The organism is Pseudomonas sp. G1002, from assembly GCF_013385455.1.
In the GTDB taxonomy this organism is placed as follows: domain Bacteria; phylum Pseudomonadota; class Gammaproteobacteria; order Pseudomonadales; family Pseudomonadaceae; genus Aquipseudomonas.
In genome coordinates, this window is sequence record NZ_JACAPY010000001.1 from 18170 (window position 1) to 37326 (window position 19157).

A 19157-nucleotide genomic window follows, 5' to 3' on the forward strand; every position below is an offset into this window, starting at 1 on the left:
TTCGGCCTCGTCATCGGTGCAGTATTGAAGGGAGTTGCCCTTGGTTCGAGTGTCGCCAAGCGTTTTTGCGACCACTGTATTTATATACAGCTAAAAGCATAAGCCAATCCATGGGCTTTGGGTAGTGGCTTTTCAATGTAGCTGGCAAATGCTGGTTTGCCCTATCGGAAACTTCTCACAGGTTGGTGGGGTTGCAGGAGCGTCATTCAGTGGCTTACCTTCTCCGGGCTTCGCTTATGCGGTACACGAGTTTGGCGGCTCGAATTTAAGGAGCAAACATCTTGTAAATCCAAGGAATGCACCATGGTAAAAATGACTGCCTGTTTTTCTGAGTCGCCTATAAAGCCGCCTACCGCGCTTTTCGCTGTGACCCCAAATACTGACACTGAAACATTACTCGCCAACGCCAGCGAAACCTTGAACAGTGCCCGTGAAATGGCCAGTAGCCTGGCTTTTGAGCTTGAAGGACCACAGCGAAGTTTGCTTCTGGCGATCCATCAACTGCTGGAAATGAGTGGTTTATTGGTCGATCAAGCGTTGGATCAAGTCGCCCCGACCTGACCTGAATCACCCGGTCACCTGGATCGTTCCCACGCAGAGCGTGGGAACGATCATCGAGCAGCAAGATAAGTGCCTCATATCACCCCGCCACCATCTCACTCCCTGTTCCCTGGCCTTTTTTCTGCATGCAGAGAAACCGTCACGTCCAACCCGCATTATCCGGTCGAGCCGACCTAAGGAAGCATCATCGTGAAAATCAACTGGGCTGAAAACCTGCGCAAGACCGTGCACCAACTGGCCGAGTCCTTGGGAAATCTGTTCGTCGAGACCTTCCACTACCTGGCACTGTTCGCCATTGGTGCGGTGACCGCCTATGCCGCGGTGATGGAATTTCTGGGGATGCTGGAGACGGGGCACATCAAGATCGATGACATCTTGCTGCTGTTCATCTACCTGGAACTGGGGGCGATGGTCGGGATTTATTTCAAGACCAACCACATGCCGGTGCGTTTCCTGATCTACGTGGCGATCACGGCGCTGACCCGTCTGCTGATTTCCAACGTGTCCCACCACAACCCGCCCGACATCGGCATCATCTACCTGTGCGGTGGGATTCTGCTGCTGGCGTTCGCGATTCTGGTGGTGCGGTATGCGTCGTCGGCATTTCCGTCGGTGAAGGTCGAAGGCCCGCGCCGCAAGGGCGAAGCGAGCCTTGAAACAGAGAAGGGCGAGCTCTAGAACCCTGCGTTGAGCGGCGGTCTGCTGACCGGCGGCCGCTGCAGTACCTGGTGGCTGTCCCCATCGGTCATCACCGCCAATATCTCCATCGCGCTGTGCCCCTGCTCGATCGCAATCCCGAATTGCACACTCTGCACCAGCCGTTTCAGGCGCTGCGGGTCGTTGCGTTGTTCGGCGCTGATCATGCGTTTGGCCACGACGCCGTCTTCATCGGACAGGGTCAGCATGATGCTGCCGTCCAGCCGCTGGATGCTTAAATTGACCCGGTATTTCGGGGCGAAGGTGTCGGTGATGATCTGAAAAGGGTTGTCCATGGTGCGTTACCGCCTGATAAGAACATGCAGTCATTGACGACCGGTGTCGGGATTAGTTCGCGTTTCCTGACCACCGGCCATTCGCTCGCTGAGGTTTTCACAAGGTCCGTTTTCCTCAGTAGCTGTACAGCAAGGGGCGTGCCGTACAGCAATCTGCCTGCCATCAAATTTCCCCTGTGGGAGCGGGCTTGCTCGCGAATGCGGTGTGTCAGCCAATGATTGCTCAGCTGAACGACCGCTTTCGCGAGCAAGCCCGCTCCCACAGTGGGTGGGTGGTGTTTTTGAGTTCGGTGATCCGTTTCAGGGCATCACGGAAAAAACGATCGCAGACAGCGCAATCAAGCCGACCAACACCACAAACACGTTGGACGCCTGGCCCGAGTACTGGCGCAGGGATGGCACGCGGCGGATGGCGTACATCGGCATCAGGAACAACAGGCAGGCGATGATCGGCCCGCCCATGGTTTCGATCATGCCGAGGATGCTCGGGTTGAAGGTGGCCACGGCCCAGCAGGTGAGCACCATGAACAGCGCGGTGCAGCGCTCCAGCCACTTGGCCGACATGCTGCGGTTGCGCCCGCGCAGGGATTTGACGATCAGGCCCTGGAAGCCTTCGCTGGCGCCGATGTAGTGGCCCAGGAAGGATTTGGTGATCGCCACCAGCGCGATCAACGGTGCGGCGTAGGCGATGACCGGGGTCTGGAAGTGGTTCGCCAGGTACGACAGGATCGAGATGTTCTGCGCCTTGGCGGCGGCGAGGTCAGCCGGCGACAGGGCCAGCACGCAGCTGAAGCAGAAGAACATCACCGTCAGCACCATCATGCTGTGGGCCATGGCCAGGATGCCGCTGCTTTTGCGTTCGGCTTGCGGGCCGTACACGCGTTTCTGGTCGACGGCGAAGGCGGAGATGATCGGCGAGTGGTTGAAGGAAAACACCATCACCGGGATCGCCAGCCACAAGGTCTTGAAGAAGGCCGGCAGGGGCATGCCTTCGCTGGCGGAGGCGAAGAATGCGCCGTTCCAGTTGGGGATCAGGCTCACCGCCAACAGCAGCAGGGCGGCGACGAAGGGGTACACCAGCACGCTCATGGCCTTGACGATCACGCCCTGGCCGCAGCGCACAATGGCCATCAGGCCGAGGATCAGCACCAGCGACAGGATTGCCCGGGGCGGTGCAGCCAGGTGCAGTTGGTGTTCCATAAAGCTGGTCAGGGTGTTGGTCAGCGCCACGCTGTACACCAGCAAAATCGGGAAGATCGCGAAGAAGTACAGCAGGGTGATCAGCTTGCCGGCGCCGATGCCGAAGTGTTCTTCCACCACTTCGGTGATGTCGCCGGATTTGCCCGACAACACAAAGCGCGTCAGCCCACGGTGGGCGAAGAAGGTCATCGGGAAGGCCAGCAGCGCCAGCACGATCAACGGCCAGAAGCCGCCCACGCCAGCGTTGATCGGCAGGAACAAGGTGCCGGCACCGATGGCGGTGCCGTAGAGGCCGAGCATCCAGGTGGTGTCGTGTTTGTTCCAGCCTTGTGTAACGGTGGTCGGCGTCAGGTCTACAGCGGGATTTTCGGCAGCAGGTGTACGTACATCGGTCATCGTTATTGCCTCGTTATTATTTTTGCGCGGGCTCACGTTGGGGCGGCAGGAGTGCTCCGATCAGCACTCCACCCAGCTGACGGCCAGGCCGCCCCGTGAAGTTTCTTTGTATTTGTCGTGCATGTCGGCGCCGGTGTCGCGCATGGTGCGGATCACCCGGTCCAGGGAGATGAAGTGTTTGCCGTCGCCGCGCAGGGCCATTTGCGTGGCGTTGATCGCCTTGACCGCGGCGATGGCGTTGCGCTCGATGCACGGCACCTGGACCAACCCGCCAACCGGGTCGCAGGTCAAACCCAGGTTATGTTCCAGGCCGATTTCGGCGGCGTTTTCCAGTTGCTCCGGGGATGCGCCGAGCACGTCCGCAAGGCCGGCAGCGGCCATGGCGCAGGCGGAACCCACTTCGCCCTGGCAGCCGACTTCGGCGCCGGAGATCGAGGCGTTTTTCTTGCAGAGGATGCCGACGGCGGCGGCAGCCAGGAAGAAATTCACCACGTCATCGTCGGACGCGTCCGGGTTGAACTTCATGTAGTAGTGCAGCACCGCCGGGATGATTCCCGCCGCGCCATTGGTCGGTGCCGTCACCATGCGCCCGCCGGCGGCGTTTTCTTCGTTGACGGCGAGGGCGAACAGGTTGACCCATTCCATGGCCGACAAGGTCGAGGTGATAACGTTGGGTTTGCCGATTTCCAGCAGGCTGCGGTGCAATTTCGCCGCGCGCCGTGGCACATCCAGACCGCCGGGCAGGATGCCTTCGTGGCGCAGGCCTTGTTCGACGCATTCACGCATCACCGACCAGATATGCAGCAGGCCGCTGCGGATCTCGGCATCGCTGCGCCAGGCCCGCTCGTTGGCCATCATCAGCTCGGAAACCCGCAGGCCGTGCTTGTTGCACAAGGCCAGCAGTTCGACGGCGCTCGAAAAGTCGTAGGGCAATTGCACTTCGCTGGTAGGCGCGATACCGGACTCGGCTTCTGCCGCTTCGATGATGAAACCGCCGCCCACCGAGTAGTACGTTTGCTCGCTCAACGGGCCGTTTTCGCCGTAGGCATGCAGGGACATGGCGTTGGGGTGGTAGGGCAGGCTTTCGTCCAGCAGCAGGAGGTCGTGTTGCCAGTTGAAGGCAATCGACGTGCGGCCGCCGAGCAGCAATTGGCCGGACTCGCGCAGTTGCTGGATGCGTGGGCCGATGCTGGTGGGGTCGATGCTGTCTGGCCATTCGCCCATCAGGCCCATCACACAGGCGCGGTCGGTGGCGTGGCCGACACCGGTGGCGGACAGCGAGCCGTACAAACGCACTTCTACCCGACGGGTTTCGTCGAGCAATTGCTGGTCGATAAGCGCTTGGACGAAGGTCGCCGCGGCCCGCATCGGGCCGACGGTATGGGAGCTGGAAGGACCAATGCCCACTTTGAATAGATCGAAAACACTGATAGCCATGCTAAACCCTTACAAGCAATGGAGTAGGAATCGCTGCCATGTTTTGTAGGACAAGCGGAATTGGCGCGATACTGAGCCTCTGGATCGGCACTGACCAACGAATTATCCTAAGACACTCTTTAGCAGGACTAAACCCTATGGCTCGCCCGCTTCATGGCCAGACCTACGTCTGGTTGCACGTTTTTTCCTGCGCGGCACGGCATTTGTCGTTCACCCGCTGCGCCGAGGAACTGCACATCACCCCGGGCGCGGTCAGCCAGCAAATCCGTCAGTTGGAGGAGCGTCTGGGCTTTCGCCTGTTCCATCGGCGCGCACGCGGGGTTGAGCTGAGCGCAGAGGGCCAGCGGTTGGCGATCACCGTGGGCGAGGCCTATGGCAGCATCGATGCCGAGTTGCAGCGGCTGGACGCCGGGATGATCAGCGGCACCTTGCGCCTGCGTTCGATCCCGTCGTTTCTCGGCAAATGGCTGACCCCGCGTTTGCCGCGTTTGCAGCAGCGCTTCCCGGATATCCAGCTGCGCATGGTTGCCGAAGACAGCAGCGTCGCCCTGCACGAGGGCGACTTCGACCTGGCCATCGACCTTAACGACGGCAGCTATCCCGGCTTGTTGTCCACAGCCTTGCTGGACGAGCAGATTTTCCCGGTGTGCGCACCGAGCCTGCTGCGGGGGCGACCGCCACTGCATGGCCCCGCTGACCTGGTGCATTTCCCGCTGCTGCACGACATCACTGCCTGGCGTGGGAGTTATGAGTACGCAGAGTGGGAGTTCTACCTGAATGCCATCGGCTATGACGCCGCCGACGTACGGCGCGGGCATACCTTCAACCGCAACCACCTGACTATCGAGGCGGCGATTGCGGGCATGGGCGTGGCGATTGCCCGGCGAACCTTGCTCAATGACGAACTGGAACGCGGCACCTTGATCGTGCCATTCGGCCTCGCCGTTCCCAACCACAAACGCTATGTGCTGCTGTACGCGCCGGGTGCGTTGAGCCATCCGGGCGTGCGGGCGGTGCATGACTGGCTGGTGGAGGAAGCGGAGATTTTTCGCGGATTGCACCCGTTGGGAGAGGGGCAATTGTAAGGAAGTTGGCGGTAAGAAGATGTAACCAACTCCCCACCCTAACAGCGTTTTTGGTTGTAGTCAGGGTTAATTTGTAATGTGGGATTTATCTTTGCAAAGGGGTTGAAATGTTCCTCTGTCTGCTCAATTGTGTAATCAGGAGGTCATGGTTTTCACCCATCCGGTGAAGCAGGAATGGCCTTCGGCGAGCTAGCTGAAATAAGGGAAAACTATGCAAATCCAAGTCAATAGCGATAACCATATTGAAAGCAGCATCCGACTGGAGGAGTGGGTACGTACCACCATTGAGAGCACGCTCGAACGTTACGAAGAAGATCTGACCCGCGTCGAGGTTTACCTGCGGGACGAGAACGGTGACAAGCCCGGCCCACACGATCTGAGTTGCCGACTGGAAGCACGGCCAAAAGGCCATCAACCGCTTTCGGTCCTCCATAAAGCCGATACGCTGGAACAGGCGATCGATGGCGCAGCGACCAAGCTGGAGCATGCCCTGGAGCATCTGTACGGCAAACTGCGCGGCAAACCACGCGCCGCGGGTCAAAGCCTGCCTAATACCAAGGCCGACGAGGCCGAGCTAGAAGAGGAATTCCTGGAAAACGAACAGGCTGCGCTTAACGGCTGATAGCTGATACTTTTTTCAACCCCACTGAAAACGGGCCTGCAGATGCAGGCCCGTTTTTTTATGCGCAAAAGGTCAGTGCGGGCTGCGCCGGAAAAAACAGGCGCTCAAGGCCGCCAGTGCGCACGCTCCAACGCCGGCATACAACATGGCCCATCCCGCACCGTTGCGCAGCGCGGCCTGGGCGATCAGTGGGCCCTGCGGCAACACGTCCAGCTTGCCGGCGGCGATGTCCTGACTGAGGGTGGCCAGTTGCGCGGTGTCGGGCAATACGCCAGCCAGGTAATGAGCGATCCCGAGTATCAACACCAACCCCATCAACGCGATATTCAGCGCCAGGGTGATCAGCCGTGCACTGAAGTCGATGCCCGAGGCCATCCCTGCGCGGTCGGATGAAACTGATCCGGTGGTGGTGTTGGTGGTGGGCGAGTTGGTAAACGCCAAGCCGCTGCCGGCAATCCCACAGGCGATCAGGACCCATACCACACTGGGCTGCCCGCTATGATTGATCGCCGCCATTGTCACAAACCCCACGCCCATCAGGCCCAGGCCCAATGGAATGATGCGTTCGGCGCCATAGCGCAGGGCCAGGCGTTCAGCCAGCGGCGGCACCACCAACGTGGGCAGGGTATAGGCGAGCAGGGCGAGCCCGGTGAGCATGGTGTCGTAGCCCAGGCCGGCCTGGAAATACAGCGGCAGGTAGATCATGAAGGGCCAGAAGCTGAAGTTCATGCCGATCGAGCCCATCAGCGCGCCGTTGAAGCGCGGGATGCGAAACACCGAGAAGTCGAACATCGGATGCAGGCTGCGCCGCTCGACAACCACGAACAACAACAGGCTGCCCACCGACAGTCCGGCCCAGCCGAGCATGGCCGGGGTGGCAAAGCCGCTCTCGGTGCCCTGGGTGATGAAATAAACCAGGGCGAACACTGCCAGGGTGAGGGTGGCCATACCGGCTATATCGAGGCGATGGGCCGCCGGGTCACGGGATTCCTGCACGCTGATGCGCAGCAACACCAGAGTGAACAAGGTCAACGGCACATGCACCAGGAACACCCAGCGCCAATCCGCCACCGCCAGGATCAATGCCCCCACCATCGGCCCGAAACCCAGGCCCACCCCGGCGATCACGCCCCACACCGCAAAGGCCCGGGCCCGGGCCGCCGGCTCGCGGAACTGGTGCGAAAGGATCGCGAACTGGCAGATCATCATCGCCCCGCCTCCCACGCCCTGGACAAAACGCGCCGCGATCAGCGTGGACGCATCGTTGGCCAGCCCGCAGGCGAGCGAAGCCAGCCCGAATACCCACAGGCACAGCACCAGCATGCGTCGGCGGCCAAAACGATCGGCCAATGTGCCGGCGGCCATCAGCACGCTGGTGCAGGCCAGGGTGTAGGCGTTCATGATCCATTGGGCGTCCTGAAAGCCGGTGCCCAGTTGCTGCTCAAGGGTGGGCAGGATGACCGGCACGCTGGAAATCTCCAGCCCGAACATCAGCGCCACCAGGCACACGGCGGTGAGCGCAAGGCCGTCCCGGGCGGTACGTGGCGGGTTGATGGCAGATACAACGGCGTCGGGTGGCATGGCCTCTTCCTTTCAATGGGGGAAGGTGTCATTTTTACGGGAATCTGATTCTTTATTAGCGATACTTCTTCCTGTGATAAGGGAATATAGGGCGACAAACGACCATGGCCACTCCGCGTTTTGATGGTGTTGAACTGTTTTTGCAGATCGTCGAGAGCGGCAATCTGACGGAGGCCGCCGAACGGCTGAACCTCACGCGCTCGGCGGTGGGCAAAGGCCTGGCGCGGCTGGAAGCGCGGCTGGGGACGTCTTTATTGCAACGCTCCACCCGGCGCCAGCGTTTGACCGAAGACGGGCAGGCCTACTACGAGCACTGCCTGCGTGCACTGGCAGAGCTGGAAGCGGCTGAATCCGTGCTGGAAAGTGGCCGCCAGCAGCCACGAGGGCGGTTACGGGCGAGCCTGCCTTTGGCATTCGGCCACCACTATGCGGCGCCTGCGTTGTGGGGGCTGATGGACCGTTTTCCGCAACTGGAAATCGAGATTTCCTTCTCCGACCGATTGATCGACTTGGCGCAGGAAGGCTTCGACCTGGCGGTGCGAATTGGCGTATTGCCTGACACCGACCGCTTGAGTGCACGTCGCCTCGGCGAACAGGCGATTGCCTTGGCGGCGTCACCCGCGTACTTGCAGCGCACACCTCGGATTGACTCCATCGACGACCTGGCCGGGCACCGGGGCATTGCCTATCGCAGCAATGCCCCGCACCGCGAGCGAGTCGCCTCGCCGTTGATCCTCGATGACCTGCAGGCCGTGGCCGATGCCGCCATCGCCGGGGTCGGCCTGGCCTGGTTGCCCAGTTGGCTGATCGCCCACTACGTGTTGCGCGGGCAATTGCAGGCGGTGCTGCCGGGCCACCGCGAGCAACCGATGCCGATCCATGTCATCTGGCCCACGGCGACGCACATGCCGGCCAAGACCCGGTGCGCCATCGACGCGTTGGTGGCCGGCACACCGTCGTGCCTGGCGGGTAGCTGATCAGAACGCGATGGACGTCTGCACATACAGCGTGCGCGGCTCGCCGACGTATTTGCCCTTGTTGTTATCGTCAAACGAGCGGGTGTAGTACTGCTTGTTGAAGATGTTTTTCACACCCACCGCCACGTTCAAATCCGACAGCTGCGGGCCAAAGTCGTACGCCGCGCGGCTGCTGAACAGCATGTAGCCAGGGATGCGTCCGGTGCTGCCATCAGCACTTTCTGCTTCAGTGTTGGCGTTGTCGGCAAACTGGCTGCTCTGGTAGCTGCTGTCCACGTTCAACTTCCAGCGACCTTCGGTGTAACCCACACCCAGGGTGCCCTTGTGCTTGGAGGAGAAGGGTACGCGGTTGCCTTTGTTCGGGCCGTCTTCGCGGATGGTGGCGTCGACGTAGGCGTAGGTGGCGTACACATCAAAACCGGCGAGCGCCGGGCTCAAGCCGTCGAGGGCGTAGTTGATGCTGGACTCGATGCCCTGATGGCGGGTTTCGCCGCGGGCGATCACGGTGTCGTTGGTCTGGTTGCTGTCGTACTGGTTGTCGAAGTTGATCAGGAACGCGCCGATCTCGGCGCGCAAGGTACCGTTGTCATAGCGTGTGCCGAGTTCCCAGGTGCGGGCTTTTTCCGGCTTCACTTCGCCACTGGTCACGCGGTTGGGCATCTGGCTGTACTGCACGCTGCCGAACGACCCTTCGGTGTTGGCATAGAGGTTCCAGTCGTCGGTCAGGTGGTAGAGCACGTTCAGCGCCGGCAGGGCGGTGTTGTAGTCGCCTTTGTATTTGACGTTGCTGAGGTTGTTGGTCTGCTGGGACTCGATCATCTCGTAGCGGATGCCCGGAGTGATGGTCCACTTGCCGATATCTATCCGGTCGTCGACGAAGAACGCATTGGCTTCGGTGCTGCCCCGGGTGTCGCGGTCGTTGCGGCTGTCGGTGGTCGGCAGTTGCTGATTGGCGGAAATCGGCGTGCGGTAGCGCAGTTCGTGGCCGGCCTCGTTGATGTAGCGGTAGCCCACGCCGACTTCGTGGCTGGTTGGGCCGAGGTCGAAGCCTTGGGCGAAACGGGTTTCCAGGCCGCGTACCCAATACTCGCGGGGCGACAGGGAGAGGAAGTTGCCCTGGTCCAGGTAACCGCTGCGCAGGGTGGTGGTGAAGAAGCTGTTGACCGTGAATTCCCGGCGATCTTCCTGGTAGCGATAGCCCGCGTTGAACATGGTACGCCGGCCCCAGAACTGGTCGTAGGGGCGGGTGGACTGATACGGGTCGGCCTTGTAGGCCGCAGTGCTCAAACCACCGGGCATATCCGCCTTGCCTTCGTAGTACTGCGCCATGGCGTTGAAGCTGTTGGCGTCGTCCAGCTGGTATTTGCCCTTGAGGATCAGGTCGTCGATGCGGGTGTCGCTGTTCTCGCGCCAATCACCACCACGGGTGCCGGAATACAGGATCGCGCCGCCCAGACCGTTGTCCGCCGTGCCGCCGGCCAGCAGGTTGCCGGTGGTCTTGAAGCCATCGTGGCTGGAAGACGGGCTGGTTTCGGTTTGCAGGCCGCCTTTCACCGTTGGCGCATCGGGAATCGCGCGCGTGACGAAGTTGACGATGCCGCCGACGTTCTGCGGGCCATAACGCACTGCGCCGCCGCCGCGTACCACGTCCACGGCATCCATGTTGCCCATGCTGATGGGCGCGAACGACAACTGCGGCTGGCCATACGGCGCGAACGGCACCGGGATGCCGTCCATCAAGACCGTGGAGCGCGAGGCCAGGCGTGGGTTGAGCCCGCGAATGCCGAAGTTCAGCGCCATGTCGTGGCTGCCGGTGCCGTTGTTTTCCGGGGCGTTGACCCCGGGAATGCGGTTGAGCACGTCGCGGGCCTGGGTGGCGCCCTGGCGTTCGAATTCTTCGCGGCGGATCACGTCCCGGGCGCCCGGGTGCTCGAAGACGTTGGTTTGTGCCGCGTCCCCCAGCCAGTCGCCGACCACGTTGGAGGTGCCCAATTCGAGGGTGGCCGGAGCATTCGCCGGTTGCAGGCTGAAGGCGTTGTTGCCCTCGGCACGGGCTTGCAGGCCGGTGCCTTTGAGCAACGCATTCAAGCCTTCTTCAGCGGTGTAGTTGCCCGACAGGCCAGGGCTTTGCACGCCGGCAGTCACGTCCGAGCCAAATGAAATCAGCACGCCGGCTTCCCGGCCAAATTGATTCAGCGCCGCTTCCAGTGACGTAGGGGCGATGCGGTAGGGCTTGGCGTCGGCCGCCATTACGTAGGGAACGGTGCTGAAACTGAGGCTGGCCCCCAGCAACAAGTGGCGCAGGGTGCGGGCGAGTGGCGTCAGGCGAGTCGGTTGCTGGGGCATGAAGTGCGGTCCTGAGAAGGAAGGATCAAGGTGGCTTTCCTTCTCTGTCACGCGAGGTGCGGAAAACGGCTCACGGGTTTTGAAAATATTTCAGGCACGCGCTTCGACAGTGACCCAGTAGCGGGTAAACCGCCGGACCCTGACCGGCAGGCTGACTTGCAGCAGGTCCAGGATTCGTTCGCTGTCGTCCAGCGGGTAGCTGCCGGAAATCAGCAGGTTGGCCACCTGCGGGTCGCAATTGAGCTGGCCACGGCGATAACGGCTCAATTCGGCGAGGAAATCTTCCAGGCGCATGTGGGCCGCCACCAGCATGCCGTCGGCCCAGGCGCCGCTGCCGGCGTCGGTGGGGCGGGCGGTGTCCCAGCCTTTGCGGGTGAAATTGACCTGATGGGCTTTCTCCACCGACAACGGCAAACCGCTATAGGTGTTGGGCATCACGTCAACGTGCCCATCAAACACCGCCAGTTGTGTGTGATCGTTGAATTGCCGCACGTTCAGCCGCGCGGCCTGGGCGCTGAGCAGGCCCTGGGACGTGATGACCCGCAGCGGGGCGTTGCCGGGTTTGGCGGTCAGCAGGATTTCGCCTTCGAGCAGGCGGATCAAGCGTTGCTGGCCCTCAAAATGCACATCCACCGCACTGCCGGTGTTGAGCTGCAACTGGCTGCCATCCGCCAGCTGGAACTTGCGCCGTTGGCCGATGGGGCTGCGGTAGTCGGCACTCAACGGCGGCAATATATGTTGCTGGCGCAAACCCCAGGCCGCTGCCGACCCGGCGCCGAGTATCAGCAACAACTTCAGGGCCTGACGACGACTGTTGGATTTCGGTGTATTCAAGGCGGTGTGGGCCAGGGGTGATGGCATCCCGCGCAAGCGCTGGTTCACTCGCTGGATGTGCTCCCAGGCCCGCTGATGTTCGCTGTGGGCGTCCAGCCACTGTTGCCAGGCCGCCTGTTTACGTGGGTTGAGCGGGCCCTGCTGCATTTCCATCAGCCAGTGCACCGCTTGTTCGGCGACTTGCGTTGAGAAACTCATAGGGCGAAGTAGCAGCGCATCGCCGCTTTATGCAGGTGACGCTTGACCGTGGCGATGGAGATCCCCAGTTCTGCGCCGATTTGCGCGTAGGTCAGGCCGTCGAGCTGGGACAGCAGGAACGCGCGTTTGACCAGGGGCGCCAGGCCATCCAGCAACTGGTCCAGCTCCATCAGGGTTTGCAGGATGATTGCCCGCTCTTCCTCCGACGGCGCCACGTGTTCGGGCATTTGTGCCAGGGCGTCGATGTAGGCGCGCTCCAGGTCCTGGCGGCGGTAATGGTTGCACAGCACACGCTTGGCGATGGTGGTGAGGAAGGCGCGAGGTTCGATCAGCGTCGGTGTTTCCCGTGCGGTGAGCACGCGGATGAAGGTGTCCTGGGCCAGGTCGGCGGCGCTTTCCGGGCAGCCGAGCTTGCGTCGCAACCAGCCGGTAAGCCAGTGGTGATGGTCGTGGTACAGGACTTCGACGGTGTTGGACGGCTGCAACGCGCACACTCCGGCAGCATGGGCATGCTTTAGAGAACAAGAATTGTTCGCATTGTAGGGCGCGCAGGCGGGTTCGGCAATTGCCAGTGATGCGTTCTCTTTTGCTTATGAGAACCTTTATCATTAATATTGCGCACTGACGAACCTGGCGCCTTGTGCATGAAACGCAAAACCTCACTTCCCGTTTCCTACCGTCTTGCCGTGACTTCGCGGGTGCTGGCGGCTGTGGTCGGCGGTTACCTGCTGGCCTCGCTGGCCAGCGTGTGCATGACGCTGTGGCTGCCCACCAGCCGCGCCGATGCGGTGATCAGCGGCATGCTGAGTTCGTTTGTGTTCTACCTGTTGGCAGTCATCTGGTGCTTCGCCTGCCGCACGGCCTGGCGCGCCTGGTTTGGCGTGTTGCTGCCCAGCGCGATAATGGCCACGTTCGCCGGGTTGGCGTACTGGATGGCGCGCACATGAAAGAGGGCTTCCGCCAGGCCATGGCCTGGTTGCACACCTGGGCCGGGCTGATCTTTGGCTGGCTGCTGTTTGCGATTTTCCTGACGGGCACCCTGTCGTATTTCAAGGACGAAATTACCCACTGGATGCAGCCCGAAGTGCAGGCGCATCCCGTCGATGACGCCCGTAGCCTGGCCGCCGCCCAAACCTATCTGCAACACCAGGCGCCCAATGCCGCGCGCTGGTTTATCACCTTGCCGAGCAGCCGTGAGCCGGGCCTGTCGGTGATGTGGCAAGACAAGGTCGACCCGGGCAAACGCGGTAATTTCGTCGAAAAACTCCTCGATCCCGTCAGCGGCCAGCAGGTCCAGGCCCGGGAGAGCATGGGCGGCGAATTCTTCTATCGTTTCCACTTCCAGCTGCAGATGCCCTATCCGTGGGGGCGCTGGCTGTCGACCATCGCCGCGATGGTGATGTTCGTGGCGTTGATCACCGGGATCATTACCCACAAGAAAATCTTCAAGGACTTCTTCACCTTCCGCCCGCGCAAGGGCCAGCGTTCCTGGCTCGACGGGCACAACGCCGTGGGCGTGCTGGTGTTGCCGTTCCACTTGATGATCACCTACAGCAGCCTGGTGATTTTCATGAGCATGGTGATGCCGGCGAGCATCCTCGCTTCCTACGGCAACGACACCCGTGCGTTCTTCAACGATGTGTTTCCGGCCACCGACAATGCGCCGGCCCTCGGCCAGCCGGGGCAATTGCTGCCATTGGGCCCGATGTACGAGCAGGCGCGCGAGCAATGGGCCGGTGGGCATGTCGGACGGCTGGTGGTGAATAATCCAAGCGATGTGAACGCCTCGGTCAATGTGTTCCGCGCCGGGTCGGATCGAGTGGTGCATGACTTTGGCAGCACCGTCTCATTCAACGGCACTACCGGCGAACTGTTGCGGGTGAGCGGCGAGCAGTCGCTGCCGGCGGCGATTGGTGGCAGCTTCTACGGTTTGCACATGGGCCATTTCGCCGGCCCGGTATTGCGCTGGCTGTATTTCATCTGCGGCCTCGCGGGCACGGCAATGATCGGCACCGGGCTGGTGATGTGGCTGGGCAAGCGTCAGCTCAAGCACACCAAAACCGGTGTGCTGCCCTTTGAGCTGCGGCTGGTGGAAGTGCTGAACATCGCCAGCATGTCCGGCTTGATGATTGCCATCGCTGCATTCTTCTGGGCCAACCGCCTGTTGCCGGCCAGCTTTGCCGGGCGCTCGGACTGGGAAGTACAAGCCTTCTTTATTGCCTGGGGCTTGAGCGTCGTGCACGCGATTGTTCGCCAGGGGCGCCGCGGCTGGGTTGAGCAATTGAGTGTGGGCGCGCTGCTGTTTATCGGCGTGCCGGTGCTCAACGCGCTGACCACGACCCAGCATTTGGGTGTGACCCTGGCCAACGGCGACTGGGCCATGGCCGGCTTCGACCTGACGTGCCTGGGCAGCGGTGTGTTCCTCGCCTGGGCTGCCTGGAAAATGCAGCACCGCCGCGTCCCTCAGCCCAAGGCCGAACGTGCCCGGCCATTGACCCTCAAGGGCGAGGTGAACTGAATGCTCCTGGCGCTATTGCTGTGTTACGCAGGGTTTACCGCGTTGTGCCTGTCCATGGACCGGCACCATGGCGAACTGCTGCACAGTAAACCTTCGCCTCGTCGGCGCCTGGGTTTGCGCGTGGGCGGCTGGCTGCTGTTGATTGTCTCGATCTGGCCGGCGGTGCTCGCGACCGGGTGGAGCCAGGGGTTGGTGGAGTGGTGCGCGGTCTTGATGCTCAGCGGGTTGTTGCTGGTGTTGCTGTTGCCGTATCGGCCAAGGCTGGCCTTGATCCTGGCGGGCCTCGGCCTGCTGGCCAGTCCGGTTGCGGCCTTCGCGACCCTTTGAGTCCACCGTTGATGATCACCACGCCCCCCGAACATCCAGAGCAGCACGCAGACGCGGCGGGCGGACGGGCGCATTTCCTGCAGGTGTTCCTGTCCCAGCGCTCGCAGATGGAAGCGCTGGTCAGCCGCCGCGTGGGCTGCCGTGCGACGGCGGCGGACCTGGTGCAGGATTTGTTCCTGCGCTTCTGGCGCCGGCCGCTGGTGCAGGTCGAGGAACTCAGCACCTACCTGCTGCGCTGCGCCGGCAATATCGCCATCGACCACCTGCGCAGCGAAGGCGCCCGGGTGCGCAGCAGCGAAGGCTGGCTGCCGGAACAACAGGATAACCAGGGCTGCGAACCCCAGGCCGCGCTGGAGGCGGGCAATGATCTGCGTCACGTTGAAGCAGCCTTGCGCAGCCTGCCGGAACGTACCCGGCAGATTTTCCTGCTCAACCGCATCCATGGCCGCAAGTACGCGGAAATCGCCAAGGCCATGGGCCTGTCCCAAAGCGCCGTGGAAAAACATATGATGCGTGCCCTCGAAGCCTGCAAGGCCAGCCTTCGTGAACCATCGCCAAGGAAAGCCCCGTGAACCCCACCGCCAGCGTCACCCCGACGCCCGACCAGGAACAGGCCGCACTGGCCTGGTTGAGCCTGTTGCATGACCAACCCAGCAGTGGCGACCAGGCCACGTTCAGCCGTTGGCTGCGGGCCGATCCTGCGCATGTGGAAGCCTATGCCCAGGCCCAGGTGCTGTGGGAATTGAGTGAAGTACCGGCCAGAACGTTGGCGGATGAGGATGCCCTGGCGCTGCAGGGTTACTTGAACGCGATGAATACCTCGAAACGCTCCAGCGTGCGGCGCTGGTCTGGCGCCCTGGCCATGGCCGCCTGCCTGCTGGTGATGATCTCGATGGGCGCCGGCTGGCAGCCGTCACGCTGGGTCGATGACTTCGGCGCGGATTACGTCACCGCGCCGGGTGAGGTGAAGACCGTGACCCTGGCCGATCAAAGCCAGGTCACCCTGGACGCCGACAGTGCGATCGCAGTGGATTTCAAGCATGGCGAGCGCCATATCCAGCTACGCCGTGGCGCCGGTTTTTTCAGTGTGACCCACACTGGCGAATCCTTTGTGGTCGAGGCCGGCAGCGGCGAAGCACGGGTGCTCGGCACGCAGTTTGAGGTGCGCCTGCAACCGGCAGGTGCGCAGGTGACGGTGTTGTCCGGTCGGGTTGGGGTAACGCCGTCGAAGTATGCTCAGCAACAGATTCTGACGGCCGGCCAGCAAGTGGCCTACGCCGACGGTGTCGCCGATGAGCTGCACGCGGTCGACAGCGAGTCGCGCCTGGCCTGGCGCGATGGTTGGCTCAACTACTACAAGGCGCCGCTGGCCGATGTGGTGCAAGACCTCGGCCGCTATTATCCGGGGCGCATTCTGCTGCTCAACGAAGACCTCGGCGCCCGGCGTGTCAGCGGCAGTTTCCCGAGCAAGGACCCCCAGGCGGTGCTCAATGCGTTGCAGGCGGTCTTGGGGTTTGAACAACACTCGCTGCTCGGTCGGATGATCGTATTGCGCTAGATACAGAGCGCTACGCCGCAATGGCGTGGCGCTGTCATTACTTGCACCACCTTCCCTTGAAAATCCCCATGCCTTGGCACATCCGTGTGTGTGGACCTTTCATTTAACCTTCATCGCAATCGCCAAAACCTGTAACCAAATCGTTACGTGATGCACGGATGATCCTCGGATTCCTGAGCAGGTGGTCAGGAAGATTGGCGGCGCTGTTCACCCGGCCGAGATCGCCAATACCTCCCCCATAACAACAGATAGATGCATGTAAGGGATCTACTCGTGACCTACAACAAACTCTATGCCCTGCTTTTAGCATCGGGCCTGGGCGGCTTTGCGCCGCTGGTTCTGGCAGACGATTCCCAGGATGTCGGTTCGGTGCACGTCGCCGGCGAACGTACCCTGGGCACCGGCCACATGATTCAGGAAGAAAGTGCCAAGGCCCGGTCCACGGTGACCAAGGAAGCCATGGACGAAATGTCCCCGACGGCCAACGCCATCGACAAGCTCAAGTACACCCCGGGCATCAACGTTTCCAACGACGACGCCAGCGGCATGAGCGGCACCAGCTTCACCATGCGCGGCATGAACTCCGACCAGGTCGGGGTTTCCATGGACGGCGTGCCGATCAACGACTCCGGCAGCTACGGTGTTTACGCCAACCAATTGGGCGACCCGGAAAACGTCGGCGAAGTATTTGTCACCCAGGGCTCCTCGGAAGCGGACGGCCCGCACATTGGTTCCAGCGGCGGCAACATCGGCATGGTCACCATTCGGCCGACCAAGGAGCCGGGGCTGTTCGTCAAGCAATCCATGGGTTCGAACAACCTGACAAAGTCCTTCGCCCGTATCAACACCGGCGACCTCGGCGGCTTCAAGACCTGGGTGTCGGCCTCTCACACCGAAGGCGACAAGTGGCGCGGCAAGGGCACCTTGCGGGGCGACAAGGTAGAGTGGAGCACGCTGTTCGAAGACGACAACGGCAACACCAGCAACTTCACCATGAAGTACAACACCCAGGAAAACTACAACTACAACACGCTGAGCAAGAGCCAGTTCCAGCAACAGGGCCGCCGCCTGGATTACGCGGAAACGCCGGTCTACAAGAACGGCTTGCTGTCGTCTTCCTACAAGCTCAACCGCAACCCATTTGAAAGTGTCATGACCACCTTCACCCAGCGCTGGCGCCTGCGTGATGACCTGGCCCTGACGGTTGCGCCTTACTACTACTGGGGCAACGGCGGCAGTTTCAGCGGCCAGACCGCGACCAACCTGGGGCCGAAGTCCGACAAGAGTGGCAACTACGACCTGAGCAACCTCAAGTCGGCCAACTACTATCGCCCCTCGTGGACCGAAACCTGGCGCCCTGGCGTGACGGTCAAAATGAAATGGGACATCAACGAGGAGCACAGCCTGGATTACGGCTACTGGTACGAGCGCGCTCGCCAGCGCCAGACCCAGCCGTATATCGGGATCAACAGCGAAGGTGCACCGGACGACGTCTGGGGCGATTACAACAGCGGCGGCCAGGTGGTCGACAAGAACGGCAAGACTGTCCAGGGGCGCCATCAATACACCGTGACCCCGGCCCAGAAGCTGTGGGTGCAGGACAGCTGGCAAGCCACGCCAGACCTGAGCTTTGTCGGCGGCCTGGCGTACCAGTACGTCGAACGGGACGGCGACAACCTCGGTAGCCTGTACGACAAGCCGGAAAAGCGTAACGCCCGCTACCATCAGTTCCTGCCGAACTTCAGTGCCAAGTACCAGGTCGACGAGAGCAACCAGGCGTTCTACAACGTCACTCGCAACATGCGCACCCCGCAGAACTACGTGCTGTACAACAAGGGTGACTCGCTCAACCTCAACCCCGAGCTGAGCTGGAACCAGGAACTGGGCTGGCGCTACACCGAAGAGAAAATGGCCCTGAGCGCCACCCTGTTCTACATCACCTTCAAGGACCGTCAGCTGTCGACCACCGACTTGAACGGTGACTACGTGATGGCCAACGTCGGTGACGTGACCAACAAAGGCCTGGAGTTGGAGTGGAGCGGCCTGCTGCCGTACAACTTCAACTACTACGCGTCGTACACCTATACCAAGTCCGAGCAGCAGGACGATTTTGTCAGCAAGAACGTGTTGTTGCCGACCAAGGGCAACCAGTTGGCCAACGTGCCGGAAAACATGCTCAACCTGGTGTTTGGTTACGACGACAAGCGCTACTACGGCAACATTGCCGGCAAGTATGTCGGGGCGTTCTACGGTGATTTGACCAACAACGAGAAAATCTCCGGGCGCACCGTGTTCGACCTCAACGCCGGTATCTACCTGCCGGTGGACAAGAAGGTCTTCAAGTCGGCCGCGCTGCGCTTCTCGATGCTCAACGTGTTTGATAAGGAATACTTGAGCTCGGCGCGCACCGTGTCGTTCAACTCGGCGCCGGTAAATGGCCTGGCGGCCAGCTCGGCGTATTACAACGTGGGTGAAGAGCGTACGGCGATGGTTTCCCTGGAGGCCAATTTCTAACGCGTACGCAA

18 protein-coding genes are annotated in these 19157 nt (G+C 61.5%); 11 read left to right on the plus strand and 7 right to left on the minus strand.

The features are described 5' to 3' along the window. The first annotated feature begins 303 nt into the window (after positions 1-303). A complete protein-coding gene (locus HX801_RS00075) occupies positions 304-561 on the plus strand; it encodes a DUF6124 family protein (RefSeq protein WP_008438570.1) in 258 nt (85 codons plus the stop codon). A gap of 189 nt (positions 562-750) precedes the next feature. After that, entirely contained in the window at positions 751-1239 is a 489-nt protein-coding gene (locus tag HX801_RS00080; protein ID WP_003212783.1) for a phosphate-starvation-inducible protein PsiE, read from the plus strand. On the opposite strand, the gene HX801_RS00085 is transcribed toward HX801_RS00080, so the two are convergent. The 3 genes from HX801_RS00085 to HX801_RS00095 form a co-directional block, all read right to left on the minus strand. Continuing rightward, on the minus strand, positions 1236-1553 hold the full coding sequence (locus tag HX801_RS00085; RefSeq protein ID WP_003212781.1) for a DUF3509 domain-containing protein: 318 nt from the start codon (positions 1551-1553) through the stop codon (positions 1236-1238). The two genes, HX801_RS00080 and HX801_RS00085, sit on opposite strands and share 4 nt — an antisense overlap. A gap of 300 nt (positions 1554-1853) precedes the next feature. Beyond that, on the minus strand, positions 1854-3149 hold the full coding sequence (locus HX801_RS00090) for a serine/threonine transporter (RefSeq protein ID WP_177021370.1): 1296 nt from the start codon (positions 3147-3149) through the stop codon (positions 1854-1856). A 60-nt stretch (positions 3150-3209) separates the two neighbouring features. Next, the gene (locus HX801_RS00095; RefSeq protein WP_008438553.1) at positions 3210-4586 is read right to left on the minus strand and encodes an L-serine ammonia-lyase; all 1377 of its coding nucleotides are present in this window, start codon (positions 4584-4586) and stop codon (positions 3210-3212) included. 137 nt (positions 4587-4723) lie between these two features. Between HX801_RS00095 and HX801_RS00100 the strand changes: the two genes are divergently transcribed. Both HX801_RS00100 and HX801_RS00105 read left to right on the plus strand, forming a co-directional pair. Continuing rightward, positions 4724-5671, plus strand: coding sequence for a LysR substrate-binding domain-containing protein (locus HX801_RS00100; RefSeq protein ID WP_003212775.1), 948 nt, complete (start codon positions 4724-4726; stop codon positions 5669-5671). 211 nt (positions 5672-5882) lie between these two features. After that, positions 5883-6293 (plus strand): HPF/RaiA family ribosome-associated protein, encoded by a 411-nt coding sequence (locus tag HX801_RS00105; RefSeq protein WP_003212772.1) that lies wholly within the window; start codon positions 5883-5885, stop codon positions 6291-6293. 72 nt (positions 6294-6365) lie between these two features. Here the strand turns inward: HX801_RS00105 and HX801_RS00110 are convergent, their stop codons facing one another. After that, on the minus strand, positions 6366-7874 hold the full coding sequence (locus HX801_RS00110) for an MFS transporter (RefSeq protein WP_177021371.1): 1509 nt from the start codon (positions 7872-7874) through the stop codon (positions 6366-6368). A 104-nt stretch (positions 7875-7978) separates the two neighbouring features. Between HX801_RS00110 and HX801_RS00115 the strand changes: the two genes are divergently transcribed. After that, positions 7979-8851, plus strand: a complete 873-nt coding sequence (locus HX801_RS00115) for a LysR family transcriptional regulator (RefSeq protein WP_177021372.1) — start codon at positions 7979-7981, stop codon at positions 8849-8851. On the opposite strand, the gene fecA is transcribed toward HX801_RS00115, so the two are convergent. The 3 genes from fecA to HX801_RS00130 all read right to left on the minus strand — a co-directional run bounded on the left by fecA (position 8852) and on the right by HX801_RS00130 (position 12714). After that, positions 8852-11197 carry a TonB-dependent Fe(3+) dicitrate receptor FecA gene (gene fecA / locus HX801_RS00120; RefSeq protein WP_003212766.1) on the minus strand — a complete coding sequence of 782 codons (2346 nt, stop codon included), beginning with the start codon at positions 11195-11197 and terminating at the stop codon, positions 8852-8854. It lies immediately after the preceding gene. Positions 11198-11287: 90 nt separating this feature from the next. Next, positions 11288-12229, minus strand: coding sequence for a FecR domain-containing protein (locus tag HX801_RS00125; RefSeq protein ID WP_177021373.1), 942 nt, complete (start codon positions 12227-12229; stop codon positions 11288-11290). Then, positions 12226-12714 (minus strand): sigma-70 family RNA polymerase sigma factor, encoded by a 489-nt coding sequence (locus HX801_RS00130; RefSeq protein ID WP_177021374.1) that lies wholly within the window; start codon positions 12712-12714, stop codon positions 12226-12228. Before HX801_RS00130 ends, HX801_RS00125 begins: the two co-directional genes overlap by 4 nt. A 159-nt stretch (positions 12715-12873) precedes the next feature. On the opposite strand from HX801_RS00130, the gene HX801_RS00135 reads away from it, so the two are divergent. From HX801_RS00135 to HX801_RS00160, 6 genes are all read left to right on the plus strand, one after another. Beyond that, on the plus strand, positions 12874-13176 hold the full coding sequence (locus tag HX801_RS00135) for a DUF3649 domain-containing protein (RefSeq protein WP_003212759.1): 303 nt from the start codon (positions 12874-12876) through the stop codon (positions 13174-13176). Continuing rightward, a complete protein-coding gene (locus HX801_RS00140; RefSeq protein WP_177021375.1) occupies positions 13173-14747 on the plus strand; it encodes a PepSY domain-containing protein in 1575 nt (524 codons plus the stop codon). The genes HX801_RS00135 and HX801_RS00140 overlap by 4 nt, the downstream gene beginning before the upstream one ends. After that, entirely contained in the window at positions 14748-15074 is a 327-nt protein-coding gene (locus tag HX801_RS00145) for a DUF3325 domain-containing protein (RefSeq protein WP_003212755.1), read from the plus strand. 11 nt (positions 15075-15085) lie between these two features. Continuing rightward, positions 15086-15646, plus strand: a complete 561-nt coding sequence (locus tag HX801_RS00150; RefSeq protein ID WP_003212753.1) for an RNA polymerase sigma factor — start codon at positions 15086-15088, stop codon at positions 15644-15646. Continuing rightward, positions 15643-16632, plus strand: a complete 990-nt coding sequence (locus HX801_RS00155; protein WP_087695170.1) for a FecR family protein — start codon at positions 15643-15645, stop codon at positions 16630-16632. The genes HX801_RS00150 and HX801_RS00155 overlap by 4 nt, the downstream gene beginning before the upstream one ends. Positions 16633-16905: 273 nt before the next feature. Continuing rightward, a complete protein-coding gene (locus tag HX801_RS00160) occupies positions 16906-19146 on the plus strand; it encodes a TonB-dependent receptor (RefSeq protein ID WP_008438524.1) in 2241 nt (746 codons plus the stop codon). Positions 19147-19157: the final 11 nt, after the last annotated feature.

Coding starts and splice junctions, on each gene's coding strand:
- HX801_RS00145 (WP_003212755.1), top strand. CDS start 14,748: ATGCTCCTGGCGCTATTGCTGTGTTACGCAGGGTTTACCGCGTTGTGC.
- HX801_RS00100 (WP_003212775.1), top strand. CDS start 4,724: ATGGCTCGCCCGCTTCATGGCCAGACCTACGTCTGGTTGCACGTTTTT.
- HX801_RS00090 (WP_177021370.1), bottom strand. CDS start 3,149: ATGACCGATGTACGTACACCTGCTGCCGAAAATCCCGCTGTAGACCTG.
- HX801_RS00085 (WP_003212781.1), bottom strand. CDS start 1,553: ATGGACAACCCTTTTCAGATCATCACCGACACCTTCGCCCCGAAATAC.
- HX801_RS00095 (WP_008438553.1), bottom strand. CDS start 4,586: ATGGCTATCAGTGTTTTCGATCTATTCAAAGTGGGCATTGGTCCTTCC.
- HX801_RS00075 (WP_008438570.1), top strand. CDS start 304: ATGGTAAAAATGACTGCCTGTTTTTCTGAGTCGCCTATAAAGCCGCCT.
- HX801_RS00125 (WP_177021373.1), bottom strand. CDS start 12,229: ATGAGTTTCTCAACGCAAGTCGCCGAACAAGCGGTGCACTGGCTGATG.
- HX801_RS00110 (WP_177021371.1), bottom strand. CDS start 7,874: ATGCCACCCGACGCCGTTGTATCTGCCATCAACCCGCCACGTACCGCC.
- fecA (WP_003212766.1), bottom strand. CDS start 11,197: ATGCCCCAGCAACCGACTCGCCTGACGCCACTCGCCCGCACCCTGCGC.
- HX801_RS00140 (WP_177021375.1), top strand. CDS start 13,173: ATGAAAGAGGGCTTCCGCCAGGCCATGGCCTGGTTGCACACCTGGGCC.
- HX801_RS00115 (WP_177021372.1), top strand. CDS start 7,979: ATGGCCACTCCGCGTTTTGATGGTGTTGAACTGTTTTTGCAGATCGTC.
- HX801_RS00150 (WP_003212753.1), top strand. CDS start 15,086: ATGATCACCACGCCCCCCGAACATCCAGAGCAGCACGCAGACGCGGCG.
- HX801_RS00105 (WP_003212772.1), top strand. CDS start 5,883: ATGCAAATCCAAGTCAATAGCGATAACCATATTGAAAGCAGCATCCGA.
- HX801_RS00135 (WP_003212759.1), top strand. CDS start 12,874: ATGAAACGCAAAACCTCACTTCCCGTTTCCTACCGTCTTGCCGTGACT.